29 protein-coding genes, 1 pseudogene and 1 riboswitch are annotated in these 25,132 nt (G+C 33.2%); of the genes and pseudogenes, 15 read left to right on the forward strand and 15 right to left on the reverse strand.

Annotated elements, in window-relative coordinates:
* Positions 1 to 152 precede the first annotated feature (152 nt).
* On the forward strand, positions 153 to 1,091 hold the full coding sequence (locus tag ACQW5G_RS04165) for a phosphoglycerate dehydrogenase (RefSeq protein ID WP_429971809.1): 939 nt from the start codon (positions 153 to 155) through the stop codon (positions 1,089 to 1,091).
* A gap of 39 nt (positions 1,092 to 1,130) precedes the next feature.
* On the opposite strand, the gene ACQW5G_RS04170 is transcribed toward ACQW5G_RS04165, so the two are convergent.
* The 4 genes from ACQW5G_RS04170 to ACQW5G_RS04185 all read right to left on the reverse strand — a co-directional run bounded on the left by ACQW5G_RS04170 (position 1,131) and on the right by ACQW5G_RS04185 (position 4,756).
* Positions 1,131 to 2,270 (reverse strand): glycerate kinase family protein, encoded by a 1,140-nt coding sequence (locus ACQW5G_RS04170; RefSeq protein ID WP_429971810.1) that lies wholly within the window; start codon positions 2,268 to 2,270, stop codon positions 1,131 to 1,133.
* Positions 2,271 to 2,284: 14 nt separating this feature from the next.
* The gene (locus ACQW5G_RS04175) at positions 2,285 to 3,565 is read right to left on the reverse strand and encodes a GntP family permease (protein ID WP_429971811.1); all 1,281 of its coding nucleotides are present in this window, start codon (positions 3,563 to 3,565) and stop codon (positions 2,285 to 2,287) included.
* A 160-nt stretch (positions 3,566 to 3,725) separates the two neighbouring features.
* A complete protein-coding gene (locus tag ACQW5G_RS04180) occupies positions 3,726 to 4,100 on the reverse strand; it encodes a hypothetical protein (protein ID WP_429971812.1) in 375 nt (124 codons plus the stop codon).
* A gap of 89 nt (positions 4,101 to 4,189) precedes the next feature.
* The gene (locus ACQW5G_RS04185; protein ID WP_429971813.1) at positions 4,190 to 4,756 is read right to left on the reverse strand and encodes a hypothetical protein; all 567 of its coding nucleotides are present in this window, start codon (positions 4,754 to 4,756) and stop codon (positions 4,190 to 4,192) included.
* A 156-nt stretch (positions 4,757 to 4,912) separates the two neighbouring features.
* Between ACQW5G_RS04185 and ACQW5G_RS04190 the strand changes: the two genes are divergently transcribed.
* On the forward strand, positions 4,913 to 6,469 hold the full coding sequence (locus ACQW5G_RS04190; RefSeq protein ID WP_429971814.1) for an MFS transporter: 1,557 nt from the start codon (positions 4,913 to 4,915) through the stop codon (positions 6,467 to 6,469).
* A gap of 71 nt (positions 6,470 to 6,540) precedes the next feature.
* Positions 6,541 to 6,663, forward strand: a complete 123-nt coding sequence (locus ACQW5G_RS04195) for a hypothetical protein (RefSeq protein WP_429971815.1) — start codon at positions 6,541 to 6,543, stop codon at positions 6,661 to 6,663.
* A 47-nt stretch (positions 6,664 to 6,710) separates the two neighbouring features.
* Here the strand turns inward: ACQW5G_RS04195 and ACQW5G_RS04200 are convergent, their stop codons facing one another.
* Both ACQW5G_RS04200 and ACQW5G_RS04205 read right to left on the reverse strand, forming a co-directional pair.
* Positions 6,711 to 7,310 (reverse strand): NADPH-dependent FMN reductase, encoded by a 600-nt coding sequence (locus tag ACQW5G_RS04200; RefSeq protein WP_429971816.1) that lies wholly within the window; start codon positions 7,308 to 7,310, stop codon positions 6,711 to 6,713.
* Positions 7,297 to 8,712 (reverse strand): MFS transporter, encoded by a 1,416-nt coding sequence (locus ACQW5G_RS04205; RefSeq protein ID WP_429971817.1) that lies wholly within the window; start codon positions 8,710 to 8,712, stop codon positions 7,297 to 7,299. Before ACQW5G_RS04205 ends, ACQW5G_RS04200 begins: the two co-directional genes overlap by 14 nt.
* A gap of 99 nt (positions 8,713 to 8,811) precedes the next feature.
* Between ACQW5G_RS04205 and ACQW5G_RS04210 the strand changes: the two genes are divergently transcribed.
* A complete protein-coding gene (locus tag ACQW5G_RS04210; RefSeq protein ID WP_429971818.1) occupies positions 8,812 to 9,282 on the forward strand; it encodes a MarR family winged helix-turn-helix transcriptional regulator in 471 nt (156 codons plus the stop codon).
* 170 nt (positions 9,283 to 9,452) lie between these two features.
* Positions 9,453 to 9,584 carry a hypothetical protein gene (locus ACQW5G_RS04215; RefSeq protein WP_429971819.1) on the forward strand — a complete coding sequence of 44 codons (132 nt, stop codon included), beginning with the start codon at positions 9,453 to 9,455 and terminating at the stop codon, positions 9,582 to 9,584.
* A 123-nt stretch (positions 9,585 to 9,707) separates the two neighbouring features.
* Here the strand turns inward: ACQW5G_RS04215 and ACQW5G_RS04220 are convergent, their stop codons facing one another.
* Positions 9,708 to 10,268 carry an ECF transporter S component gene (locus tag ACQW5G_RS04220; protein WP_429971820.1) on the reverse strand — a complete coding sequence of 187 codons (561 nt, stop codon included), beginning with the start codon at positions 10,266 to 10,268 and terminating at the stop codon, positions 9,708 to 9,710.
* Between the two features lie 149 nt (positions 10,269 to 10,417).
* Positions 10,418 to 10,549, reverse strand: a riboswitch (FMN riboswitch).
* 144 nt (positions 10,550 to 10,693) lie between these two features.
* On the opposite strand from ACQW5G_RS04220, the gene yjeM reads away from it, so the two are divergent.
* The 6 genes from yjeM to ACQW5G_RS04250 all read left to right on the forward strand — a co-directional run bounded on the left by yjeM (position 10,694) and on the right by ACQW5G_RS04250 (position 17,425).
* A complete protein-coding gene (gene yjeM, locus ACQW5G_RS04225) occupies positions 10,694 to 12,169 on the forward strand; it encodes a glutamate/gamma-aminobutyrate family transporter YjeM (RefSeq protein WP_429971821.1) in 1,476 nt (491 codons plus the stop codon).
* A 109-nt stretch (positions 12,170 to 12,278) separates the two neighbouring features.
* A complete protein-coding gene (locus tag ACQW5G_RS04230) occupies positions 12,279 to 13,592 on the forward strand; it encodes an MFS transporter (protein WP_429971822.1) in 1,314 nt (437 codons plus the stop codon).
* Complete coding sequence (locus ACQW5G_RS04235) at positions 13,579 to 14,922, forward strand: dihydrolipoyl dehydrogenase family protein (protein ID WP_429971823.1); 1,344 nt, start codon at positions 13,579 to 13,581, stop codon at positions 14,920 to 14,922. The genes ACQW5G_RS04230 and ACQW5G_RS04235 overlap by 14 nt, the downstream gene beginning before the upstream one ends.
* A 125-nt stretch (positions 14,923 to 15,047) precedes the next feature.
* Positions 15,048 to 16,409 (forward strand): FAD-dependent oxidoreductase, encoded by a 1,362-nt coding sequence (locus ACQW5G_RS04240; RefSeq protein ID WP_429971824.1) that lies wholly within the window; start codon positions 15,048 to 15,050, stop codon positions 16,407 to 16,409.
* A gap of 218 nt (positions 16,410 to 16,627) precedes the next feature.
* A complete protein-coding gene (locus tag ACQW5G_RS04245; protein ID WP_429971825.1) occupies positions 16,628 to 16,807 on the forward strand; it encodes a hypothetical protein in 180 nt (59 codons plus the stop codon).
* Positions 16,808 to 16,870: 63 nt separating this feature from the next.
* Entirely contained in the window at positions 16,871 to 17,425 is a 555-nt protein-coding gene (locus ACQW5G_RS04250) for a helix-turn-helix domain-containing protein (protein ID WP_429971826.1), read from the forward strand.
* Positions 17,426 to 17,462: 37 nt separating this feature from the next.
* On the opposite strand, the pseudogene ACQW5G_RS04255 reads toward ACQW5G_RS04250, so the two are convergent.
* From ACQW5G_RS04255 to ACQW5G_RS04280, 6 genes and pseudogenes are all read right to left on the reverse strand, one after another.
* Positions 17,463 to 17,779, reverse strand: a pseudogene (locus ACQW5G_RS04255) (carboxymuconolactone decarboxylase family protein).
* The gene (locus tag ACQW5G_RS04260) at positions 17,779 to 18,189 is read right to left on the reverse strand and encodes a cupin domain-containing protein (protein ID WP_429971827.1); all 411 of its coding nucleotides are present in this window, start codon (positions 18,187 to 18,189) and stop codon (positions 17,779 to 17,781) included. Before ACQW5G_RS04260 ends, ACQW5G_RS04255 begins: the two are co-directional and overlap by 1 nt.
* 1 nt (position 18,190) lies before the next feature.
* Positions 18,191 to 18,598 carry a MerR family transcriptional regulator gene (locus ACQW5G_RS04265; RefSeq protein ID WP_429971828.1) on the reverse strand — a complete coding sequence of 136 codons (408 nt, stop codon included), beginning with the start codon at positions 18,596 to 18,598 and terminating at the stop codon, positions 18,191 to 18,193.
* A 15-nt stretch (positions 18,599 to 18,613) separates the two neighbouring features.
* On the reverse strand, positions 18,614 to 19,249 hold the full coding sequence (locus ACQW5G_RS04270; protein ID WP_429971829.1) for an NAD(P)H-binding protein: 636 nt from the start codon (positions 19,247 to 19,249) through the stop codon (positions 18,614 to 18,616).
* A 106-nt stretch (positions 19,250 to 19,355) separates the two neighbouring features.
* Positions 19,356 to 19,886, reverse strand: coding sequence for a DUF4811 domain-containing protein (locus ACQW5G_RS04275; RefSeq protein WP_429971830.1), 531 nt, complete (start codon positions 19,884 to 19,886; stop codon positions 19,356 to 19,358).
* On the reverse strand, positions 19,883 to 21,370 hold the full coding sequence (locus ACQW5G_RS04280; RefSeq protein WP_429971831.1) for a DHA2 family efflux MFS transporter permease subunit: 1,488 nt from the start codon (positions 21,368 to 21,370) through the stop codon (positions 19,883 to 19,885). Before ACQW5G_RS04280 ends, ACQW5G_RS04275 begins: the two co-directional genes overlap by 4 nt.
* Positions 21,371 to 21,495: 125 nt before the next feature.
* On the opposite strand from ACQW5G_RS04280, the gene ACQW5G_RS04285 reads away from it, so the two are divergent.
* Positions 21,496 to 22,029, forward strand: coding sequence for a TetR/AcrR family transcriptional regulator (locus ACQW5G_RS04285; protein WP_429971832.1), 534 nt, complete (start codon positions 21,496 to 21,498; stop codon positions 22,027 to 22,029).
* 51 nt (positions 22,030 to 22,080) lie between these two features.
* On the opposite strand, the gene ACQW5G_RS04290 is transcribed toward ACQW5G_RS04285, so the two are convergent.
* Positions 22,081 to 22,890 (reverse strand): hypothetical protein, encoded by an 810-nt coding sequence (locus ACQW5G_RS04290; protein ID WP_429971833.1) that lies wholly within the window; start codon positions 22,888 to 22,890, stop codon positions 22,081 to 22,083.
* 147 nt (positions 22,891 to 23,037) lie between these two features.
* Entirely contained in the window at positions 23,038 to 23,775 is a 738-nt protein-coding gene (locus ACQW5G_RS04295; RefSeq protein WP_429971834.1) for an SDR family oxidoreductase, read from the reverse strand.
* A 142-nt stretch (positions 23,776 to 23,917) separates the two neighbouring features.
* On the opposite strand from ACQW5G_RS04295, the gene ACQW5G_RS04300 reads away from it, so the two are divergent.
* Genes ACQW5G_RS04300 through ACQW5G_RS04310 form a run of 3 tightly spaced genes read left to right on the forward strand, consistent with a single transcriptional unit; the run spans position 23,918 to position 25,065 of the window.
* Positions 23,918 to 24,334: a flavodoxin family protein gene (locus ACQW5G_RS04300; RefSeq protein ID WP_429971835.1), complete on the forward strand. Its 417-nt coding sequence runs from the start codon at positions 23,918 to 23,920 to the stop codon at positions 24,332 to 24,334.
* A 4-nt stretch (positions 24,335 to 24,338) separates the two neighbouring features.
* Positions 24,339 to 24,656 (forward strand): carboxymuconolactone decarboxylase family protein, encoded by a 318-nt coding sequence (locus ACQW5G_RS04305; protein WP_429971836.1) that lies wholly within the window; start codon positions 24,339 to 24,341, stop codon positions 24,654 to 24,656.
* Between the two features lies 1 nt (position 24,657).
* Entirely contained in the window at positions 24,658 to 25,065 is a 408-nt protein-coding gene (locus tag ACQW5G_RS04310; protein WP_429971837.1) for a MerR family transcriptional regulator, read from the forward strand.
* Positions 25,066 to 25,132 lie beyond the last annotated feature (67 nt).

Genomic DNA, 25,132 nt, shown 5'->3' on the forward strand with positions numbered 1-25,132 from the left:
TTATAGCTCCTAAATTTATATAAATAATATTCATATGAATTATATTTATATAAAAAGTAAAAGTCAATAGCTTTTATTCTTCAAGCACCAATAAACTTGTTTTAATGACCAAGGTATAAAATATACCTGTAAATAATTGTTGGAGGTGCGAAATGACCAAAAAAGTGGCAGTACAAAAAACATTATCAGAGGTAGGTAAGACTACTTTAAAAGCTTATGGCATAGAAGTAATTGAATTACCTGATGAAAAAATTACCACGTTGCTTAAATACGCAAGTGATGTTGATGGGATAATTTTGGGAACAGAACCATTTCCTAATGAAACTATTTTTAAAATGCCTAATTTGAAAATCATTGCAAGAAATGGAGTTGGTTTTGACAACATTGACGTTAAATTTATGCGTGATCACAATATTTTTGTTACGATTACCCCTTTAGCCAACGCTTCGACAGTTGCAGAAACAACGATGGCTGAAATTATGGATGTTTCTAAGAATTTATTTAATGATTCAACTCAAATGCGTGATGATGACTGGAACTATAAAAATAACCATATGGGATTTGATTTAGCTGGGAAAACTCTTGGTATTTTAGGCTATGGTCGAATTGGGAAAATGGTTGCTAAAAAGATGAGTATGTTAGATATGCATATAAATATCTATTCTCCACATCTAACCCAATCAGAATACGGAAAAAAGGTCGACCGCAATGCTATTTTTCGTGACTCAGACATAATTACGTTGCATATGCCGGTTACACCACAAACTAAAGGGAGCATTGGCAAACGTGAATTTGAAATGATGAAAAATAATGCAGTTCTTGTTAATCTAGCACGAGGAGCTTTGATTAAGACGGATGATTTAATTACGGCTTTAAAAAAGCAAGAAATTAAGGCCGCAGCTTTGGATGTTTTCGATGAAGAACCATTACCAATGGATAGTGAACTTTATCAATTGAAAAATGTATTGTTAACTCCGCATATTGCTTCAAATACTGTTGAATGTATGAATCGCATGGCAAATGATGCAGCTAGCGAAATAGTAAGAGTATTATCCGGAGAAAAACCTTTGTGGCAGGTTAAAACAAAATAGTAGCAAAAAGAGGTGCAAATTTGCACCTCTTTTTATTGATTATTTTATTTGTAATGTTCTAACAATATTTTCAGTAGTTCTAGTAATATTCGTAGAACCATCTTTTAAAGCATCTGACAATGGTCCAGCATGGCCTAAAATTCCAAATATCGCAGTGATTCCATCTTGGTAAAGTTCATCAATTCCTTTTCCAATATAACCAGCTTCAACAATAACAGGTTTATTGAATTCTTTTGCAACTTGGGCTACTCCAAATGGTGTTTTTCCAAATTTAGTTTGGAAGTCAATTCCACCTTCACCGGTTAAAACAATATCGGCATTTTTAATTTTTTCTTTTAAGTTAATTGCATCAATAACAATATCTATTCCAGGTTTTAAAGTAGCGTTGGTAAAAATTATTAATCCTGCGCCCAGACCACCAGCGGCACCACTACCTGGAACATCTTTAATATCGATATTTAATTCCTGTTTTACCACATTAGCGTAGTTAGTTAAACCGGCGTCTAATTTTTTAACCCCTTCAGCACTTGCTCCTTTTTGGGGACCAAAAACGGCAGCTGAACCATTAGCACCAGTTAATGGATTTGTTACATCACTTGCAACAATAAACTCTGTATTTTTAATTCGGCTGTCTAATTCCTTTGTTGAAATTGAGTTAATTTTATTAAGGCCAGCACCATTAGGGGTAATAATTTTATGATTTTTATCATAGAATTTAATTCCTAAAGCAGCTGCCATTCCAATTCCACCATCAGTAGTTGCACTTCCACCAATTCCGATAATTATTTTTTGAACGCCTTCGTTTAATGCTGCGATAATTAATTCACCAGTTCCAAATGTAGTTGTTATAAATGGATCACGTTTTTCAGGAGGAACTAGTTCAATTCCACTTGCTTTTGCCATTTCAATAACAGCTGTCTTACCGTCACCTAGAATTCCAAAGTAACTGTCAACTTTTTGATCGGGGAGTGGACCATTAACTTCTACAAAAACTTTGTGACCATCAGTTGCATCTACTAGTGAATCAACAGTTCCTTCGCCACCATCAGCCATTGGAACTTTTGTAATTTCGGCCGTGGGCATAGCTTTTTTAATTCCTATTTTCATTGCATCACAAACCTGTTTAGCAGTCATACTTTCCTTAAATGAATCAGGGGCTAATACGAATTTTAAACTCATGATTAATATTCTCCTTATAAGATTCCATACATAATTGTTGCAACAATTGTCATAGTTAAACCAACGCAAGCTTCAAAAGGCACAGCTTTTAAACGGTCTTTAATACTCATATTCATACTTTGTGCAGTGATATGGAAATAGTTTCCTTGAGGCAATTGATCAATTACGGTTGCACCAGTTTGAACCATAACTGCAGCACCAACAGAAGAAATTCCAGTGCTTATAATTGATTGACCAAATGAACCAGTAGCTAGAATAACAGCAGTTGATGTTGATCCAATTGCAGCTCCCATTAAAATCCCAGAAATAGGGGCAAGAAAAGTTCCAGAAATTCCGACGGTTGAAATACCACTTACTACAGCTTTAGATAGGTTAGATGCAGTGATTAATCCAGCAATAGCACCAGCACCAATTAAAATCATAACTGTATTTGTAACTTTAGCTAATCCCTCTTGTGCATAGTTTAAAATGTGTTTTCCTTGACCCATTAAAAGTGCTCCAATAATTGAAGCAATTGGTAAAACGTACATAGCATCGATTTTAACTTCTGCTAGAAATTGAATATGTAAGATGTCACCAATTGGAGATATAAGTAACAATACAATTGCTAAAATTGGCGTAATTAGTGCTTTATGTAATGGAATTAATTTAGCATTTTCAGTTTTGGATGGCATATCAGATTCCTTAACTAATTCACCACGATGTTTAATAATTGAAGCAACCAACACTGTCATTGCTAATCCGCATAATGCTGGAATGAATCCTCCAATCATTACCCTGCTTAAATCGGTATGAAATCCACTAGCGGCAGCAATAGTGTTGGGATTTGGAGAAATTACGTTTCCCGCTTTTCCACCTCCAGATAATGCAACTAGTAGTGAAAGTTTACTGATTCCCGCTTCTTTTCCAACGGACAATGCTATTGGTGCAACAATTAAAACCGCAACTGGAATAAAAACACCAACTGCAGTAATAATCATAGTAGAAAGCGCTAATGATAATATAGCTTGTGCATTTCCAAGTTTATTAACAATTGCATGGGCAATAGAATCAGCAGCTCCAGATTCCATCATTACACCAGCTAACATCCCAGCAGCAAGAACCCTAATGGCAGTTCCCATAATGCTTTGTGTTCCAGTAGTTAAGATGGTAATGGTTCTTGTTAAACTAGCACCACCTAATAAACAGCCTAATATGGCACCTAAAAATAATGAATAAACAGGATTTAATTTTAGTAAAATTAAACCAATTGCGATTAATAAACCAATAATCGCTGCAATCCATGAAATAGTCATAAAAATCCTCCCTAAATTTATTGATATAGATTACCAATTTACATTTATTATACTTTTCTTGTGAATTTATTTTCAATTAAAATGTAATGTTGACAAAATATTCTACCAATAAACAAAAAAAGCACTTTAACCTAGATAAAAATAAGTTAAAGTGCTTTTATTATTTCAAATTATTTAATTGTTCTTTAATTTCATCAATACTTAATTCGCCATTTAAATATTTAGCAAAATTATGATGATCAACTGAGTCATCCATATCATCACGGAAGTCATATTCATTAATTAAACTTTCAGATGCTTTATCACTTAGATTTTCTAATCCAGGCATGTTGATATAAGTCATTAACCAGATTGAATAAATATTACCTAAACTACTCTTAGAAAGTTTTTTAGGGTCAAGATAATCAGCATTTGCATTTCCTAAGGCAACCGCAACTCGAAAATCAGTTACATCTTTGTTTTCTTCAGGATTGGTTCCGAAAACAGCGATTTCTTTTTCTAGGATTTTTGCACTAATAAATTTTCTATTTGCCATATGATCACCTCACTTATTTAATCAATATTATCACGTTAAATCTAAAATTTTAAACAAGAGGGCTTAAGAGAGCTAATCTAAAGTAATTTTTAATCATTTTCACCTATTTCAAAAAAGTTAATTACCGGGGTTTCTAAAATAGCTTTTAGGGTATTACTGAAAGTTTCGGGATTTTCTGGGATGGGTTTTGAGACCCAATCATCAATAGCAGCAATAATTGTGTGAATAAAAATGGTTGCAGCATCATTTTTGGTAAGGGTAGGAGATTCAAAATTATTAAAGATAGTATTTTGGATTACCTCTTTATATTTTTCCAAAATGTGAACCAGCCAAAAACCACGTAAATCAGTAGTATAAATTTTATGCAGAATTTTACGATTTTTATAGATATTATCAGGCAGATATTTATAAATATCTTGGATTGAAAGACTAATTTCTGAAAAATTGGAAGCATTAGGAAGATTCAATTTTTCGTCCAAAATATTTTCTAAATAGATGATTACGTCATATAAATTAGTGAAATTATTGTAAAAAGTTTGACGAGAAATTCCACTACTTTCAACTAATCCAGAAATAGTTATTTCAGATATATGACGTTCACAAGTTTGTTTAAAAAATGCATTAGCAATTGCATCTTTTGAAGCAGTTGTTTTCATTTTAAAATCCTCTTTCAAGAATGTTTAATTATTATAAGTTAAGCGTATCACATTCTACGGAAGGCTTGAACGTTTAAACAATTATTTAATAAATATTTTTAATTAATAAAATGATGTATGATAGATATATTGGCTTAAAATGAAAGGATAGATTAAATGTCAAATAAAATTTCAAAGCAACAAGCTGTCGTCTTATTTACAGTTTGTTTAGCTTGTTTCATGGCATTGTTGGACGTAACCATTGTTAATGTTGCGTTACCTTCAATCCAAGAATATTTCAATAGTTCATATGATAAAACTCAATGGGTAGTTAGTGCTTATACGTTGGTATATGCGGTGGGACTTCTTTTGATTTCCAAATTAGCCACTATTTTTGGACGGAAAAATATTTTCTTGATTTCATTGGTGATTTTCACAGTTGGATCATTAGTGGGTAGTTTTTCAAACACTGCTAACATGTTGATCGTCATTCGTGGAATTCAAGGTTTTGGTGGGGCCGGAATGATGACTCTTTCAATGAGTATCATCGCTCAAGTTTTCAAAGGTAAACAACGTGGATTTGCCATGGGAATGTGGGGAGTTGCTGCTGGTTTATCAACTGCTTCAGGACCATTATTTGGTGGATTGTTAGTTGAGTACTTTGGTTGGCAATCAATCTTGTTGGTTAATGTGCCTGTGGGAATTGTCACTATTGCATTGACTTATTTCTCTGTTCCTAAAAACACTGATATTTCTAAGAGTAATATTGATTTCTTAGGAATCATCTTATCAACTGCGATGATTTTCTCATTTATTTATGGTTTAATCATCAAAGAAAATCACTATGCTTATGCTTGGACTAACATGAAAGTGATGGGCTGGTTCATTGCTGGGATTATTTTGTTAGCAGCCTTTATTGCAACGGAAACTTTGATTAATAATCCGATGATTGATTTGAAAATCTTCAAGAGTTCAACTTTCGTCGGAGTTTGTATTGCCGCTTTTGCTTTAGGTAGTGGACTATACGCATTCTTCACTTACCTTGCGATTTTGATGCAAAACTACATGCAATATACACCACTGGAAACTGGGATTCGGCAAATGTTGATTGGTTGTTTCTCAATCATTCTTGGACCACTTTCTGGTTATTTCTTAAGCAAACTATCACAACGAATCTTAATTAGTGGTTCATTGTTAATCGTTGGTTTAGGTATGGTAGCGATGAAACTTCAATTGGGTTACAGCTCAACTTGGGAAGTCTTAATTGTTTCGTTTGTGTTCTTTGGTATTGGGAATTTCTTCTTGAATACTGTACTTTCAAATACGGCCGTTAGTTCGGTTGATCCACGTCATATTGATATGGCATCTGGTTTGGCAAATGTTTTCCGTCAAAGTGGGATCACTTTTGGGATTGTTATTTACGGAATTGCGTTAACTAACGGATATAACAAACACATCAATGATTTGTGGGGCAACATGCATGTCATGGTTCCCGGTATGAGTCAAAAGATTCAACACGTCTTTACTAATGCTGGTCCATTTTCTGGTAAAGCCATCGTGGATAAAATGAGTGGTTCACAATTGAGTCATATTTTTGATTTCAGCCAAGTGAATACGATTGTATCTCATGCTTACTATGTCGGAATGCAAAATGTGCTTACTGTCGGAATTGTTACTTTCTTGATTGGTGCCGTGCTTTCATTCATTTTGATTAAAGATAAAAAATTAGGTTAATAAATTGAGATAGATCACGTTGGTGGTCTATTTTTTCGTATATAGTAAAATAGGTAAACGAGGTGAACGTGATGAGTGATAAAACGAAAAAAGAAGCTGAAAATGAACAAGCCAGAAAAGAAGTAGAGAGTGGAAATACTCATTACATTGGCGATACTATTGAAGATTTTGAAAAATGGGCAGATAAACAGTAAACAAAAAGCCATCAGATCAATAAAATCTGATGGCTTTTCATATCCAATTATTTATTAAATGGATGTTCTTTAAATAACTTACTATAGAATGAAATTTCATTCACTGTGGCAGCAAGTTTTTTAGTGTAATATTCCTTTGATGGGGCATCTGGTTGATAATCACCATCTAATTGGAAGTTTTTATCGACATTTCCAATTACAGTTGGTTTTGGTAATGTGAAGAATCCAAGTTGACTCAAAGTTGGCAACAAACCAAGAAAGGCAAATTGACCACCACGACCGTTATTAGAATAAGTAATCACTTTGGCTGGTTTATCTTTTCCTTCAAATGCTAAGAAATCCAAGGCATTCTTGAGAACAGCTGGGACAGAGTGGTTATATTCGGGTACTAAGAATAAATAACCATCTGCTGAATTCATATCATCAACCCATTTTTGTTCGTTAGCTTGTAAAGCACGATTCTTGTTTTGCATTGGGGGAAGATCTTCATAGAAGAATGGTAAATTAACCTCTGCCAAATCGATAAATTGAAGTTCAACATCATTTTCTTGTTCAAAAAAGGCTTTTTGTTGTTCTAAATTTTTAAATAATCCACGACCTAATGAGGCTTTACGGGAACTACCCAAAATTACGTTAATTTTTGTCATTTTTAATCTCCTTATTTTTTCTTTCCATTTGAATATCAATAATTAAAACAATTACCAACAAAATCAATCCGATTAGATAGACGTTGTGTTGTCCGAAGATGAATAAAGCATGGTCATTAGTAATATTACTGATGTTTTTGCCAACTTTGAAACTCATAAACATAAATAGCAATGAAGTTGCGGCAGCGTTACCAGTTACCATTCCAAAATTTCGGGATAAAGCGTTCACACTACCAGCCACACCAAGTTCAGTTTTAGGTGCTGAACTCATAATCATGGCGTTATTTGGTGATTGGAAAACTCCATTTCCGATTCCCATCATCCCGATGAAAAGCAAACATTCAATTAACGGACTATTGATGTTTAAAATAAATAATCCTAATTGAGTTGCGACTAAGACGATTAATCCGGTCATGGTAACCTTACCAATTCCTTTTACATCAGCTAAGTGACCAGAAACAGGTGCTACAATTACTTGAATAATAGGTAAAATAGTCATCATTAAACCAGTTACTGCAATTGGCACCGTTCTGATATCTTCTAAGTAAAATGGCATTAACACCATATAGAAATTGTTGGTGATAAAGACAATAAAAGCACTGAAAAGTCCAAATGAGAAGTGAGCGTTTTTAAATAAATGATAATCAATCATCTTAGTTGATGCTTTGCGTTCAAAAACAACGAATAAGGTAAACGCAATGATTGCAATGATAATTAAACCTAGTGGTAATGAACTAGCATATCCAAGGTTTTGACCAGCATACATAAAACCAAATAATCCAATAATACCGAGAGCAAATAAACTCATATCAAGCCAATTACTTTGAGCATCGGGATTAGTTGCACTAGCTGGAAGAATAAAGTGACTAATAATGATAATCACAATTCCAATTGGAACATTAACCCAGAAAATTGATGACCAATGGAACTGGGCTAATAATAGTCCACCAATTCCTGGTCCAGCAATCATTCCAAGCGCCACGAATGAACCAATCCAACCTAAAGCTTGGCCACGTTCGTTTGCGGGAAAGACCTCTGTAATAATTCCGTTATTATTACTCATGGTCATTGAAGCTCCTAATGCTTGAATGAGACGAGAAACTAACAAAAAAGTTAGATTATTACTCAAAGCTGCGGTCAATGAACCAAGAGTGAAAATTATCATCCCGATTTTAAAAATTTTCACTTTACCATAATGATCACCAAGTTTACCAAATGGGATTAGTAACGCACAAATTCCGATTAGATAGACGGAAACCACTAATTCAGATAAACTCATGGTAATATGTAAATCTTTGTTAATGACTGGTAAAGCAACGTTTACAATACTGGAATCGAGCGTATTCATAAACGTAATTAACCCAACACACATTAAAATTAACCATCTTTTTTTGTTGTTCATTTAAATTCCTCTTTATTATTTATTCATGTGAATATATAATAAGGCTAAATAACATCTAAGTCAATTTTTATTCATGTGAATAAAAAGGAAGGATTCAAAGTGAATCAAGCTGGTAAAAATCTAAAAACTGAATTAACTAAATTCTTAAATCAAGATCATGATAATGACGATGAAAAATCATGGATGATTGCACAAACTGATAATCCAACGACGAAAAAACTGCTATCTAAATTATCGACGCGAGCATTAGAAACAATTGAAGTGATTGGTAAAAGCAACAAAATTCATATCAAGGATATTCCTGAATTAGTAGGAGCATCACAACCAACAATTTCGCGGATGATGGTCAAGTTAGATGATATGGGAATTGTTAATGTAACTTTTTTATCGGAAAACAAGAAAGAAAAAATTGTTACTTTAACTAAAAGTGGAATGGAAATTTTTGATTTGCATGATCAGTTAGAGGATCATTTGCAAGATAAACTCACATCAATTTTCAATCATTATTCAGCAGATGAATTAAAATTATTTTCCAAATTGATGCGAAATATTAATGAAATAAAGTTATAAAAAGGTAACAACTCATAGTTTTATGTAACATATAAAATATAATTATTTCCAAAATAAAACCAGCTAGGGATTATCCTAACTGGTTTTTATAATTATATGATTAATTTGTAGTCCTTTTGAATACAGTTAGATGATACTATAAACAGAGTCACTCAAGCTGGTTACTTGAGATGACAAGTGGTGAAGAAATGGACATTTCTGATCACGGTGGGAGTCGAGAAAGTTTGCAAAATTCATTTAACAATCTAGTGGCATTGCTACTAGTATGTATCATTACTTATTTGTTGAAAAACAAAAAGTAGACAAAATAAAAAGAACGTTAGTTGGTTACGCTAATGTTCTTTTTGTTTGGACTTTTTAATGGTTACTTAAAGAAGTCTAAATTATTTGCTAATTCATTTAACACCTAAATTATATCACAAAAGTTATAAATCTTTCATTTTCAAGCGATTGAAAATCAAGACGAAGAAAATACCCTCCACTAAACCTTTAATTAAGTTAAATGGAGCAATTCCAATTAAAACTAGTTTTGAAACAGAGTAACCTAAATCAAAACCAAGTAATTTAATATAGAGCGGTAAGAAAACAAAGTAATTCAAGATACTCATCACAATCATCAAAACAATTGCGGTAATTACAACTGGAATGAATTGCTTGAAAGTTTTGCTTTGAATATCTTGTCTGAAAAAGTAGTAAATTCCAATGAAGATTGCAGAAACTACTAAAGAACTGGATAATCCAACGAGCTGGATCACCGAAAATCCAGTGGTTAACCAGTAAAGGAAGAGTTTCAAAACAGTTATTTCTAATGCAGCTACTGGACCTAAAGTAAAGAGACCTAGTAAGATTGGCAAATCAGAAAAATCCAATTTTAAAAATGAGACAAATGGGAGAATTGGGAAAGCGATAAACATTAATACATATGCGATAGCAGCTAAGATAGAAATTAAAACGAGTCGTTTGATGCTTTGATTATTAACTGACATAATATCACTCCTAATTATTTATTTTGTAACAACTAAAAAATACCAATAAAAAAACGCCCTGCAAAAATGCGGGGCGTTTGGTTTATTTTCAAACTGAATAAAACTTTAAGACGACGCAAAAACGCCATCAAAGTGATGTGATTCAATGAGAACTTCTTCTCCCATCCAGACTATACTGTCGGTTCTAGATTTGCACTAGATCAACCGCTTAACGCGGGTCACGGACTTCAAAATTATTTGTTACCGTCGGTTGGGAATTTCACCCGGCCCCGAAGAATTATTATTTAATTGTTAAAAATAATATATTACAGAATGACCAAAGATGCAATACTATACTTTGTGAATAGTTGCACTAATGCTTGGAAGCTAGTAAAATAGTTGTGTAATATATTACAAATTAAGTTTAAAGATATGGAGTTTTTTTAATGGAAAAGAAGAGCTTGAGTTTAGGCTCACTAATATTAATGATATTTACTTCAGTTTTTGGGTTTGCCAATATACCAATCGCTTATTATTTGATGGGTTATGCATCAATTATTTGGTATATTTTGGCAGCCTTTTGTTTCTTTTTACCATATGCCTTTATTATTGCTGAATTTGGGGCTGCATTTCCAGATTCCAAAGGTGGAATTTATACCTGGATGAGTAATTCGGTTAATGAACGCTTTGCCTTTATTGGAATTTTTATGTGGTATACCTCATATATTATTTGGATGGTAAAAACTGGATCTGCAATTTGGGTTCCATTATCCACTGCTATTTTTGGTGAAGATCAGACTAGTACCTGGCATTTGTTAGGATTAAATGGAGTGCAAATTGTTGGAATTTTAGCCTGCTTATTAATGATTGTTATAACATTTTTAGTTTCTCGAGGAATGGATGGAATTAAGAAGGTTACTTCAATTGGTGGGTTGGCTACGATGTCGATTAATGTCCTATTAATTTTAGGGGGTTGCTTTGTATTAATTTTGAATGGCCACACCTTACAACCGCTTAATTGGTCAGCTTTATTTGTTTCTCCTAATCAAAATTACGTTGATATTTTTAATATTCTAGGATTTGTAGTGTTTGCTATTTTTGCCTTTGGTGGATTAGAAGCAATTTCCGGTTTAGTTGATCAAACTAAGAACGCGAAACGCAACTTTCCGTTAGGAATTATTATTTCAGCAATTACCATCACAATTGGATATAGTTTAGGGATCTTAATGATGGGGTCCTTTACCAATTGGCAACAAGTATTGGGCAATAACCCTAACGTTAATTTAATTAATGTGCCTTATATTGTAATGAAAAATTTTGGTTATCAATTAGGTCTCGCACTTCATTTATCTGATTCAGTAGCAATTCAAATCGGAATTTGGATTAGTCGTTACGTTGGGTTAGCAATGTTTTTAACTTTAACTGGAGCATTTACGACGTTAATTATTTCTCCACTTACGCAACTAGTTGAGGGAACACCCAAAGCAATTTGGCCTAAGTTTTTTAATAAGAAAAACGCCTTAAACGTACCGATGAATGCCTTAATCGTGCAATGTGTAATTGTAATTATTTTAAATCTAATTATTTCGTTTGGTGGAAAAAGTGCGCAGTCATTCTTCAATGTCTTGGTTACTATGACGAATGTGGCGATGACCATTCCATACTTGTTTATTGCATATTCATTCTTAGGTTTTAAGCAAAACAAGCAGATTGAAAAGCCGTTTGTTTTTTATAAAAAACCTTGGCAAACTAAGCTAGCAGTTTATGTAGTATTAATTACTGTGGGTGCTGCAATTATCTTTACTGTGATTGCGCCAATTGTTAACGGACAATACTTAACTAGTTTTTTGATGGTTTTAGGACCAGTTTTGTTTGGCTTAGCCGGTTACCTACTTTTTAGGCGCTATGAAAATAAAATTTAAGTTAAAGGACCAATCTTTGGTCCTTTTTGTCTGCATTCATAATCGTTGTTTAGTACTTTCAAAAAAGTCATAATAAAAGTAATTATAACGATTACAAACGAGGAATATATTGATAAATTTTACAGCACAACAATTAGATAATGGATATTTAAATCGGACACCAAAATGGCAATTTATATTAATTTGTCTGCTTTATCCGATTTGGGGCGCAATTGCGAGTCTAAATGACATTTTAATTACCCAGTTTCAATTTTTATTTTCATTAACTAATTTAGAATGTTCGTTTGTACAGATTGCTTATTTTGCGGGTTATTTTTTAACGGCTATTCCTGCTTCCAGGATGATTAAACAAACTTCTTATAAGTTTACGATTGTCGTTGGTTTATTGGTCATTATTTTTGGTTCGATGTTGTTTTTACCAGCGGCGCATTTAGCAGTTTATGTTTACTTTTTAATTTCGTTATTTTTAATTGCGGTTGGTTTGAGTTTCACGGAAACGGCAGCCGATACTTATAATGTATTGTTGGGAAATGAAAAGCAGCGCTCGTTACGGTTAAATATTGCACAAACTTTTTTGCCAATTGGATCAGTGGTTGGAATCTTGTTAGGTCAATATTTGATCTTTAGTAAAGGATTAAATTTAAAAGTTAAATTAGCCAGTTTAAGTGAATCTAACAGATTAGTGTTTATTAAAACAGAGTTATTGAGGACGCTACAACCATATAAATATTTATTAATCGTTTTAATTATTTTATTGATGCTATATTTAGTAACTAAATTTCCGCAATGTAAACCACAAAAAGTTACCCAACCGCAGTCGTTATTTACAACGGTTAAAACGTTATTAAAAAATAAATCATTTGTATTCGGACTATTTACTGAATTTATGTATGTTAGTTTAGAAGTGTCCGTTTGGACGTTTGTAATTAGACTAGTATTGTATTTAAATCCAGTTATTACGGAACAAAATGCTTCTACATATGCAATCTATGCCTATATTGCGTTCTTTTTCGGTAGATTAATTGCTGATAAGCTTATTCAACATTTTAATGAAATGAAAGTATTATTAGTTTATTGTATGTTGGGATTTATCACGATTATTTATATTGTGATGGTGAAAAATATTTCGGCTATCTATGCGGCCGTTCTAGTTTCTGGAATTATGGGACCCGGATATGCTACGATTTATGCTGAAACTTTAGGTTACGTAAAAAATCCAGCAAATAATGAAACAGCCGGTGCTTTAATTGTAATGACATTAATTGGTGGAGCTTTTGGTCCGTTTATTCAGGGATGGATTGCAGATATAACTGGATCAATTTCAATATCATTTGTTTATCACTTATTAACATTTGGAACTATGATTGGATTTTCCATTTATAGTATTAAACAAAAAAAGGAGAATTATAATGACAGAAAGTAATTTTCAATATGATGTTTTATATTTAGGAAGTGGACACGGTGCTTTTAACGGAGCAATTCCACTAGCCCAAAAAGGATTTAAATTAGGGATTATTGAAGCCGGAAAAATTGGGGGGACTTGTCCTAATCGGGGCTGTAACGCCAAGATTTCGTTAGATATTCCGGTTAAAATTAAGGATGCGGTTGATGCTATGCAAGGTCGCGGACTAGAAGGTACAACTAAAATTAATTGGAAAGCTAATGTCCAACACGAAAAAGATGTGATTGCTTCATTACCAAATGCAATTGAAACAAATCTAAAATCTGTGGGGATTGATATTATTCATGGATACGGTAAATTGACGGATGCTCATACGATTGAAGTTGATGGGCACAAATATACCGCTGATAAAATTGTAATTGCAACTGGAGCTCACTATAATAAACTCGATATTCCTGGAATTGATTTGGCTCATGACGGAACCGAATTTCTTGAATTAGAAGATCAACCAAAACGGATGACAGTAATTGGCGGTGGATACATTGCAATGGAATTTGCTACGGTGGCTGCTACATCAGGGACTGAAGTTACCATCTTACTTCATCACGACAAAGCCTTACGCCGTTTTTATCAACCATTTGTTGAAGAATTATTAAATGATTTAACTGCTAAGGGCGTTAAAATTATCAAAAATGTTACTCCGCAATCAATTGAAAAAAACGCTGACGGATATGTTGTAAAGACTGACCAAGGTGAGATTGCTTCTGATTGGATTTTAGATGCAACTGGTAGAATTCCAAACGTTGATGGGATTGGACTTGATAAAGTAGGTGTTGAATATGATAACCGCAAAGGGATTAAGGTGAATGATCATCTTCAAACTTCAGTTGATAGTATTTATGCATCTGGGGATGTATTAGATAAAAAAGTTGGTAAACTAACTCCAACGGCCATTTTTGAAGGATTATATTTAACTAAATTGTTCTCCGGTGTTACATCTGATGCGATTGATTATCCTGCTGTTCCAAGTGCAGTATTCACTTCACCAAGAATTGCTGAGATTGGTGTAACCCCTGACGAGGCTAAAGCTAATCCAGATAAATATGATATTAAAGAGGTAAATCTAGCGGATGATTGGTTCAGATTTGCACTTCGTCAAAATGAAGGTCATACAATTACCATTTTTGATAAAAAAGGATATCTAGTTGGAATGACAGAAATTAGTTCTGAAGCAGATACTGCAGTTGGAAGTATCTTGCCATTCATCGAATTGAAGGTTAGTCCAGAAAAGATGGATGACTTTATTACATTATTTCCAACGATTGAATCAGAAACAAAACATCATTTATAAGATGAAAAGTTGCCAGAATTATTTCTGACAACTTTTTTGATTGTTTTTTCACAATGAAATGTGTATACTTTTGATTAGTAAGTTGTACAACATCAAGTTGCACACATTCGAAAAGGAGAGATATTATGAAAGTCGCTGTTATTGGTTCATCTCATGGTGGTTATGAAGCTGTTAGAGGAGTTTTGCATGATTTCCCCAATGCTGAAATAGATTGGTATGAAAAGGGGGACTTTGTGTCATTCTTATCATGTGGAATGGAATTATATCTTCAAGGAATTGTAAAAGACGTTAATTCAGTTAGTTATGCTACGGTACCTGGTATGGAAGCTAAGGGTGTACATGTGCATATTAATTCAGAAGTTACTGATATTAATCCTGAAAAACATACTATGAAAATTGTTGATGTAAACAACGGTAAAGAAGTATCAACTAACTATGATAAATTAATTCTTTCAGTTGGTGCACTACCTTTTGAATTACCAATTCCAGGTAAAGAACTTTCAAATATCTATGCTATGCGTGGACGTGATTGGGCAATTAAATTAAAAAAAGCTGAAATTGATCCAGAAATTAATAACGTTACGGTAATTGGTTCTGGTTATATTGGAATTGAAGCCGCTGAATCATTCAATCGTGCTGGCAAAAATGTCACACTTATTGAACATAATCCAAGTATTCTTGGAACTTATCTTGATCCTGAATTTACTGATATTCTTGCAAAAGAAATGGAAGACCACGGTATCACTGTTAAAACTGGTCAAAGTGCTAAAGAATTTATTGGCAATGATAAAAAGCAAGTTTCAGCCGTTGTTTCATCAAATGGTGATGAATTTCCAGCTGATCTTGTAATTGAAACTGCCGGAATTCGTCCTAATACAAAATGGCTTAAAGATATCGTTAAGCTTGATGACCATGCCATGATTGTAACTGATGAATACCAACAAACTAGCGAACCTGATATTTTTGCGGTTGGTGATGCTACTGAAGTTGAATTTGCCCCAACTGGTAAGAAACAACTCATTGCATTAGCTTCTAATGCCCGTCGTCAAGGTCGTTCAGCGGCTTATAACTTGAACGAAAAACGACGTAAAACTACTGCAGTGTCTGGCTCATCAGCACTCCATGTATTTGATTACAAATTTGCTTCAACTGGGGTCAAAGAAGTAACTGCCAAAAAGATTGGTGTTGAAGTTGAATCAGTTTTTGTTACTGATACTAAAGTGCCACCATTTGTACCAGCCCCATACAATGCTAAGGTCTACTTCAAATTAACTTTTGATCCTAAGACTCGTGAAATTAAGGGTGCCCAAATTATGTCTAAGATGGATACGACTGCTAACATGAATACTATTTCATTAGCAATCCAACAACATATGACAGTTGATGATTTGGCATATGCAGATTTCTTCTTCCAACCAGGCTTTGATCGTCCTTGGAACATTATGAATATTGCTGCTCAAAAGGCTCAAGACAAATTAGATAAATAATTATAATTGAAAAAAAGTTGCCAGAATTATTTCTGACAACTTTTTTACTATGTAACATTTTATAAGACAACGTAAACGCTGATATAATGGGAATCATTGCTATTTAGTATAATAAGATTATATTGATTTGATAAGTATGCTTAAAAATTAAGCTACTAATTTTTTAATAAATATAGTATCTTCAATAAAATATAAAACATACTTATTGGAGGATTATTATGAACGAAAAAACATTTGAAAGAATTATATGTTTAGCATTATTAATTATTACGGGAATTTTGACTTTATGTTTTGGTTTTACTGAATATGCGAAAACTGCATTAGCTATTACTGGTTTTTTTGCTATCTGTGTAGAAATTAGATGGGTTATGCTTAAAAAGCACGATGAAAACCTATAAAAGTATTTTCCCTCATATGTTATGATTATGTACAACATAATTAACAGGGAGGGTGCAATTGTTTTGAATTTTGCTAAGAAATTAAAGGAAACTAGAATCGATAAAAATTACACTCAAGAAGAACTGGCAAATAAATTAAATGTTTCAAGAAAGACATTATCTGGATGGGAAAATAATCGTAGTGTTCCAGATATTGCGACAATTAAAATTATTGCAAATAAGTTAGATAAAACAGTTCCATTTTTTATTGATGAAGAAAATAGTGTTAAACATAGTAAATTTAACGATGTATTAAACTATTTAAATATGATTATTCTTATTATTAACTTTATTACAAGCTATACACCATTTCATATTATAGGATTATCAACTTTTGAGATAATTATCATTATTACTATTTTAATTTCGAATGAAAAAATTAATTTTAAAGTAAAACCAATTAAATATCGGAAATTAATTTTATCCGTAATTTTTATAGTTTTTGCTGTTGTGAATATTGATAATTCAGTTACTATTCTTAAACAGTTTTATATAGGTGGCTTTTTTGGATCTTTGTTACGAGCAGTCGTAATGCTTTTTAGTACTAATTTAATGATTGAGTTTTTTGAACGTGAATAAATTAAAGGAATATAGCCTACAAATCTATATTCCTTTTTTACATATATATTTTTTTAGCAACTTTCATTGCCGTCCAACCTTTGGCCAGCCAGCGTAAAAGGCAAGTTGAGTAATAATTTCAACCATTTCAGATTTTGTTACACCATTTTCTTTGGCTTTTTGAATGTGATATTCAAGTGGGCCAAACATTCCTGATGTAAGTAGACAGGATACTGTGATTATACTTCTTTCTTTTGCAGAAAGTTCACTCTCACGGTTCCATACTTTACCGAATAACATATCATCATTTAATTCAGCAAACTGTGGAGCAAATTCACCAAAATTATCGTGACCAGCAGTTTGTTTTGCACTCATTATTTCATTTCCAATTTATCATATTCAGCATCAGAAACTGGTTCCAAGAAGTCTGATTTACCACTCGTAATACAGATATGTTCAAACCAACTATCTTTAGTAGCACCGTGCCAATGTTTAATATTGTTCTTCGTAACTACAACATCACCAGGGACTAAGTGACGAGCAGGGTTGCCTTCTTCTTGATACCATCCTTCACCACCAGTAACCAATAAAATTTGGTAGCCATAGTGAACATGCCAGTTGTTGCGGGTTCCAGGTTCAAAAGTCACATTACCAACAGTTGCATCCAAATCAGGGTCGTTAACCAACATATCTAAATAACTTTTCCCGGTGAAAAATTTACCGTAGGGATTTGGTTCACCAATGGGAAAGATAACACCATTTTTAACGTTTTCATTTTTTGCCAATTTAGTTCTCCTTATTTAAATAATCATCAAATGATTCAGTAATTGAATGATCTAATTTACCGTCATACCAATCAATTTTCTTAGTTAAAACGTGTAAATTCATTTGCATTTCTTCAATTTGCGATAGGCAACGATCTTCTACTTTTTCCAGTAATTCACGGCGAGCCACAATTGTGGAATCACCTTCAGCACGAAGTTTTACATAAGTTTTGATCTCACTCATCGACATTCCAGTTCCCTTTAAGTGAAGTAAAAAACCAATCCACTTAATGTCATGATCAGTGTAAAAACGCCGATCATTAGCATCGCGAGCTGGGACAATTAATGCTTCTTTTTCGTAATAACGTAGCGTATAAGTTGAAAGGCCAGTTAGTTTAGAAAACTCACCAATTGAATATTTTGCGGTCATAATTTACTCCTAGTTCTAATACATTGGAACTGGTCCGTCAGTTCCTGGTTTATCGATTCCCAGACTACTAAACTCATGTAGCTTGGGATTTTTAATTATTTTAACAATTAAATCAGCAATACTAGCACGTGAAATAATTGTTCCTTTAAATGGGGTGTCTTTTTCAGTTAATTCATAATCAATTTTGGCACCATTATTCATATAAGCTGCTCGAATGATAGTGTAATCAATATCTGAATTTTCAATGATTTTAGCAGCCCGACGAGTATCATTCATAATCTCAGAACCAACTGAACTTTCCACCCAATCACCAAATGGATTAGGGACTTCATGATATAGACCTAAGCCAGTGACATAAATTAATCTTTTGACATGATTTTCGTCCATAGCTTTGACAATGTTTTTTACCATCGGTTCAAAACGACCACCAAGATTGGCATAAACAATATCAATATTTTTCATGGCGCTGTTTAGTGTATCAAAGTCGTTTACGTCACCATCAATAATACTTTCTCGATGATCATCAACAGCATGGAGACGATTAGCATGACGTAAATATAACGATAAATGATCGTCGGTTTCATTTAATAAACGAGGTTCAACGAGTCTTGCGATTTGTCCGTATGCACCTAAAATTAAAATATTCTTCATAAGATTACTCCTTTACGATATATTTCAATTTTAAGAATATTACTTAGAGTGTACTCTAAGTCAAACAGAAAGAAAAAGCTATCGAAATTAATCGACAGCTTTAAACTTATTTATTCATAATCATCCAAGATTTAGGAACTAACAAGGTATGTTGTTCCTTAACTAAATTATCTTGTTTACCCAAATTAAAGAGTTTTTTGTAAGTATCTGATTTGTATTCCCAAGTAGTTTTCTTAGTAACTAATTGAGAAGATTCAATGTTTACAGCATCATACGTAGCTGATTTCTTAGTTGATTCAACAATTTTCTTTTTGTTAGGCACAAAATGTGGTTTAGCTTCTTTATCCGTAGCTTTGTCTTTATAAACTAACACAAAATCTTGAGATCCAATTTTCTTAACAGCAACAGCTTTCACTGGCGAAGCCTCAGGAGTGATTGAGTAAACTTCATGAGTAGTAGTCTTAGTGACTTTTTCCATTCCGTAATGGCTGTGCATATTGGCTGATAATAAACTAATACTGGCAATTAACAACACTGTAAAAATTGTACCAAGGGTCATGCTTAAAATCTTATTTTTAATCAATAGCCAACCGGCAAAAGTTAAAACGACTAAAATTACAATTATCCATAAAATCATTTGGTTGCTCCTTTCTCGTTTTTAACGAAGAAGACAAAGATTAATCCGATGATGGCAAAACCTAATCCAATTGCGAAAGCCACTTGAAAACCATCAAGTGATGCAGAAATTGCTTGGTTAGCAAATTTAAGTGGATCTGATAGTTTTAAAGATTTGGTTGGTGCATTGTTATTAATGATATTTTGTACCACTGAAGTCATAATAGCGACTACGATACTAGAACTCACTTGACGAAGTGTATTGTTTGCAGCAGTACCATCAGCACCTTTTTCAGTTGGAAGAGCATCCATAGCGGCGGTAGTTAATGGCATCAAGACTGTTGCAATTCCGGCCATTCGAACAGCGTATAGGACAGTGATGATGACAGTTGGAGTTTCAGCATTTAAGAAGACAAATGGGATTGTCCCTAAAGTTAAGAGTAAGAAACCAACGAAACTGAGCATTTTAACCCCAACTCGGTTGTAAATTGCACCTGCAATTGGTGACATGATTCCCATGAATAAAGCACCGTATAAGAGAGTGAGTCCAGAGTCTAATGGAGTTAAACCACGGACGTTTTGGAGGTAAGTTGGAAGCATCATTTCTACTCCAAACATTGCCATAGTTGCTAAAATAATTAAAATTGTAGCAGTCGTAAAGCCTTTGCTTTGGAAAACGCGCATATCCAAGAATGGTACGGGAAGTTTTAATTGGCGTAAGACGAAGATGATTAATAAAATTATCCCAATTGCGATTGGAAGTACAACAGTATTCATGCTTGTCCAACCGTCGTTTGCGACGTTGGTGAATCCCCAGATGAATAAACCGAATCCAATTACTGATTCTAGTAATGAAGGAATATCAAGTTTGGCATTAATATTTTTGATAACATCTTTCATTAAGAATGGTGCAATTAAAGTAGCAAATCCAGCTAAAATTAATGGTAGAAGAAAAATACTTTGCCAATCATTTGTAATTGTAAATCCTAAGATGGTGTGGCTTTTTTCTAGAATTAAACCAGTTAAAGTTGGTCCAAAAGCAGGTGCCATACCAACCACTAATCCCATCATTCCCATCGCTAAAGCACGTTCTTTAGGAAGATAGATGTTGATGATTACGATTTGCATTAAAGGAAGAATAATCCCAACTGCAATGGCAGCAATAATTCGACCAGCAACAAACATCCACCACATATCGGCTTTTTCTGGAGTTAACATACTGATTAAAATTCCAAGGAATAATAAAGCATATGCGATAACGTGTAACCATTTGGTGGAAAATTTATTGGCTAGAAAAGCACTAAGTGGAACCATAATTCCGTTGACTAATAAGAACCAGGTTGTGGCTTCTTGAGCAGTATTAAGATCAATATTAAACGAAGTCATTAATGTTGGGATTGCTGTTCCAAGTGAGGTTTGCATTAGCGCACCTGACATAGCAGCTAGAATCATAATCACCAACACTAATGTTCGATTATATTTCTTGTTGTGAATATCTACATGCATTTGAATTCTCCTTTTCATGTGATACAATTTGTTTCAGATAACATATGTTAGTTTAGTAGCTTAAGTCACTGAAATCAATGGTTTCAAGTGATACAAAAAACGTGAAATTGTCTCAGGAGAATAAAATGAACTACGGTCAAAATGAAAATTTACGGGTTAAAAATCAAATCGTAAAAGGGTTATTTAAGTTATTAAAGAAAGAAAAATTTTCAGAAATTAGTATTTCAAAATTGATTAAAACTGCTGGAGTAGCACGCGCTAGTTACTATCGTAATTTTGATAGTAAGGAAGATATTTTAGAATTTTATTTTAATAATTTACGAAAAGATAATATTGATGAGATTAGTTCTGATGAAATCGTAACTTTGGCATCAGCACCAGATGGGGCAATCAAGACTTTTCGAATTATGTATAAGAAACGGAAAGAATTAAAATTACTTTTGGATAATAATCTGGGTGATTATATTTATCGATTAATTACTGAAATGGTATTAGAAAAAGCCGGTGACATGCCAGCTGATTCGATTGAACGTTATAAGCTCTATTTTTTTAGTGGGGCGATGTTCAGTGTGTTAGTGAATTGGATTAATAGTGGTGCCAAAGAATCCCCAGAAGAAATTAGCAAAATTGCGTTAAAATATTTACAAAATGGAATCTAAAAAAGGCGTGGATAAAAATCCACACCTTTTTGTCCATTTATAGGACTTTTATTAATAAAATACTGGAGCTAAATTAACAATCTCATGTAACAAACGCTTGCTGTCATGATTGCTTGTCTTATGCTGATGTTTTAATGATCGATAAATATGTTGAAGCTTGTGATGATCATATTGTTTGAATGTATCATTACGAATCTTACTATTAAATCGATTTATTTTTTTATATTTACGATAATTATCTAACGTTTTTTCATTGGGAAAAACGACTTGTTCAAAAGTTAAATGAACTTTACCACTCATAATCTGTAAATAAGCATCCGCATATAAATACTCTTTTACATATTCAAATAACGTTTTACCAAATGATCCATTACCATAATATTTTTTATTTGGACGTAATTTACGGACATTCTTTTTCATCATGTACAAACAAGTTTTTAAGTAACGACCATTACTCAAACTTGGTAATAATTCGCGTTTTTCATATAAAATTTCGGCTAACTGATTAAGATTTTGGTCAATTTTATTATCTCCATTACTGATTAAAAATGGTTCTTGGAAAAATAACTCTACGACATTTGGGTCACCCATCATCAATAACTTAATCATTTGTGGAATCACGACGAATTTAACTTCGCACTTATCCAATTGAACGAAATCTTCTCTTTCAGTGTTTTGTGTTAATAATTGCCATTTATCAGGGACATAAAAAACGTAAAAGTCTACGTCACTATGGCTGTCTGCTAAGTTAACTAACTGGGATCCAGTTTCATAAGCTATATAATTCTTATAACCTTGATTCTTTAAATATTCCTGCAACTCTTGTTTAGCTGCTTGTTCTGCTTGATTTAACTGTTTCAATTTTGTTCTTCCTTACTGTTTTAAAAAGACTCCTCCCATGAAATGGAAAGAGTCTTAAGTGATTAATTTATATTTTTAATTCTTTACATAATTAAGAATACCATATTGGTCAGTAAAGGTCAAATTAGTGATGCTTTGTTTGATAGCTTATGCAATTTGATTAGTTGATCTGATTACAATTTCGTTTAATGCTGTATCAGCTGGCATATTAATTGCAGAAGCAATTACTTTAGCAATGCGATTAGGGGAAATAGCGAATGCTTTATAAAATGCTTCCATTCCTTTTTGCACATTCTTGTCAGTAACTTTGCTTACTAATTCCGTGTTTACGGCACCTGGTGATACTACGGTAACACGGACACCTGATTTAGCTGCAGCCTCTTCTTGACGAAGCGCTTCACTAATCATCCAAACGGCAGCTTTAGTTGCACTATAAACACCACCATTAGCGTGAGTTTCATGAGCAGCGATTGAAGCAATGTTAATGTATTGACCAGTTTTTTGGTCACGCATTGTTTTAAGAGAACTATCGATTCCGTTTAAAACACCTTTGATATTTACATCAATCATGGTATTCCAATCTTTAACCCGTCCTTCAATAAATGGAGATTGTGGCATTAACCCAGCAGCGTTAATCCAAACATCAATTCGTCCAAAAGTATCAAGTGCTTTTTGTGCTAATCCCTTAGTACTTTCAAGGTCACTAACATCAGTTACAGCATAAGTTGCTTCACCATCTTGATTAATTTCGTTAGCTAGATCTTGTAAACGATTTTCACGACGAGCACCAAGTACGATTTGGTTTCCTTGTTCTGCCAATAATTTTGCAGTCGCTTCACCAATTCCTGATGATGCACCAGTAATAACAATTACTTTTTTATCCATAATTAAATTACCTCTTTCTTAATATGACTAAACTATAAACTTTGAAGTGGACTTTAACGCAAGGATAAAAACTCATAAAGAATAATCCTTGCCTTAGAGTGTACTTTAAGGAATAGACTAGGTTTGAATAGGAGTGATTAATGTGAAAACTTTATTTATAAATTGTAGTAAAGATAAGAATGGATTAACTGCTCAAATTGCAGCAGGAACTGGTAAGGACTTTGAAACTTTGAACTTAGTGGATTATATGGTTTACCCATTAGGCCAAGAAAAAAATGATGATCAATTTATGAAAGTATGCAAAAAAATTGCTGAGGCGGATGACTTAATTATTGGAACTCCAGTTTACTGGTCATCAATGTCAGCTTATGTGAAGATTTTGATTGATCGAATGACTGATGTTTTACACGATAATAATCCATTTCAAGGCAAGAATATGGTCTTAATTATTGATGGATTTGAACCATTAGATGCCATTCCACATATCGAACATGTTTGGAAACATGTTGCTGATCGATTTGGTATGACAATCACAGAAACTATTACAAATAAGGGGTAGAACAATGAAAAAACAAACTGCAGGACATGATTTATTAGGTGATTTCGCACCAAAATTTGCGGAATTAAATGATGATGTTTTATTTGGACAAGTGTGGTCCAGAACTGATAAACTTTCAGAACGAGAAAGAATTATGATTACAATGGCTTGTTTACAAGCTCAAGGTGCTTTTCCTCAATTGGAACACCACATGCAACATGCTAAAGAATTCGGAATTACTAAGGACGAAATGGTTGAAATGATTACCCAATTGGCTTTTTATGGCGGATGGCCTAAGGCTTGGTCTGCTATGAATTTAGCCAAGAAAATTTATAAGGATTAATATGAAAATTAAAGAAGTTAGTCAGGAATTTGATGTTCCCACCGCCACACTCCGTTACTGGGAATCAATTAAGTTATTGCCATCAATTAAACGAGATCAAAGTGGATATCGTGAGTATTCTCATTATGATTTGAATTGGGTTATGTACGTCAAAGTGTTGCGTAAAGCTGGTATGCCAATTGAAAAATTAAAAGAATATGTCGATTTATATCGGCAAAAGAATTCACGTGCGGAACGAAAAGCAATCTTAATTCAACAGCAACATGATTTAGAAGATCAAATTAAAGAAATTACGAAAACTTTGAACTATTTAACTTATAAAGTCGATAATTTTGATTCCCATATGATTGGTTATGAAGATGAATATTTAGCCTATGATGGCACAGAAAAACAAGCTCCTAAAGTTTAGGGAGCTTGTTTTTTGGTATATCAAATTATTCTTTTCACAACAAATGTAGTCAGAAAAAGTTTAAAAT

It is taken from the genome of Fructilactobacillus sp. Tb1 (genome assembly GCF_050500285.1).
Lineage (GTDB): Bacteria > Bacillota > Bacilli > Lactobacillales > Lactobacillaceae > Fructilactobacillus.

Coding starts and splice junctions, on each gene's coding strand:
- ACQW5G_RS04165 (WP_429971809.1), top strand. CDS start 153: ATGACCAAAAAAGTGGCAGTACAAAAAACATTATCAGAGGTAGGTAAG.
- ACQW5G_RS04170 (WP_429971810.1), bottom strand. CDS start 2,270: ATGAGTTTAAAATTCGTATTAGCCCCTGATTCATTTAAGGAAAGTATG.
- ACQW5G_RS04175 (WP_429971811.1), bottom strand. CDS start 3,565: ATGACTATTTCATGGATTGCAGCGATTATTGGTTTATTAATCGCAATT.
- ACQW5G_RS04180 (WP_429971812.1), bottom strand. CDS start 4,100: ATGGCAAATAGAAAATTTATTAGTGCAAAAATCCTAGAAAAAGAAATC.
- ACQW5G_RS04185 (WP_429971813.1), bottom strand. CDS start 4,756: ATGAAAACAACTGCTTCAAAAGATGCAATTGCTAATGCATTTTTTAAA.
- ACQW5G_RS04190 (WP_429971814.1), top strand. CDS start 4,913: ATGTCAAATAAAATTTCAAAGCAACAAGCTGTCGTCTTATTTACAGTT.
- ACQW5G_RS04195 (WP_429971815.1), top strand. CDS start 6,541: ATGAGTGATAAAACGAAAAAAGAAGCTGAAAATGAACAAGCCAGAAAA.
- ACQW5G_RS04200 (WP_429971816.1), bottom strand. CDS start 7,310: ATGACAAAAATTAACGTAATTTTGGGTAGTTCCCGTAAAGCCTCATTA.
- ACQW5G_RS04205 (WP_429971817.1), bottom strand. CDS start 8,712: ATGAACAACAAAAAAAGATGGTTAATTTTAATGTGTGTTGGGTTAATT.
- ACQW5G_RS04215 (WP_429971819.1), top strand. CDS start 9,453: ATGACAAGTGGTGAAGAAATGGACATTTCTGATCACGGTGGGAGTCGA.
- ACQW5G_RS04220 (WP_429971820.1), bottom strand. CDS start 10,268: ATGTCAGTTAATAATCAAAGCATCAAACGACTCGTTTTAATTTCTATC.
- yjeM (WP_429971821.1), top strand. CDS start 10,694: ATGGAAAAGAAGAGCTTGAGTTTAGGCTCACTAATATTAATGATATTT.
- ACQW5G_RS04235 (WP_429971823.1), top strand. CDS start 13,579: ATGACAGAAAGTAATTTTCAATATGATGTTTTATATTTAGGAAGTGGA.
- ACQW5G_RS04240 (WP_429971824.1), top strand. CDS start 15,048: ATGAAAGTCGCTGTTATTGGTTCATCTCATGGTGGTTATGAAGCTGTT.
- ACQW5G_RS04245 (WP_429971825.1), top strand. CDS start 16,628: ATGAACGAAAAAACATTTGAAAGAATTATATGTTTAGCATTATTAATT.
- ACQW5G_RS04265 (WP_429971828.1), bottom strand. CDS start 18,598: ATGACCGCAAAATATTCAATTGGTGAGTTTTCTAAACTAACTGGCCTT.
- ACQW5G_RS04270 (WP_429971829.1), bottom strand. CDS start 19,249: ATGAAGAATATTTTAATTTTAGGTGCATACGGACAAATCGCAAGACTC.
- ACQW5G_RS04275 (WP_429971830.1), bottom strand. CDS start 19,886: ATGATTTTATGGATAATTGTAATTTTAGTCGTTTTAACTTTTGCCGGT.
- ACQW5G_RS04280 (WP_429971831.1), bottom strand. CDS start 21,370: ATGCATGTAGATATTCACAACAAGAAATATAATCGAACATTAGTGTTG.
- ACQW5G_RS04285 (WP_429971832.1), top strand. CDS start 21,496: ATGAACTACGGTCAAAATGAAAATTTACGGGTTAAAAATCAAATCGTA.
- ACQW5G_RS04295 (WP_429971834.1), bottom strand. CDS start 23,775: ATGGATAAAAAAGTAATTGTTATTACTGGTGCATCATCAGGAATTGGT.
- ACQW5G_RS04305 (WP_429971836.1), top strand. CDS start 24,339: ATGAAAAAACAAACTGCAGGACATGATTTATTAGGTGATTTCGCACCA.
- ACQW5G_RS04310 (WP_429971837.1), top strand. CDS start 24,658: ATGAAAATTAAAGAAGTTAGTCAGGAATTTGATGTTCCCACCGCCACA.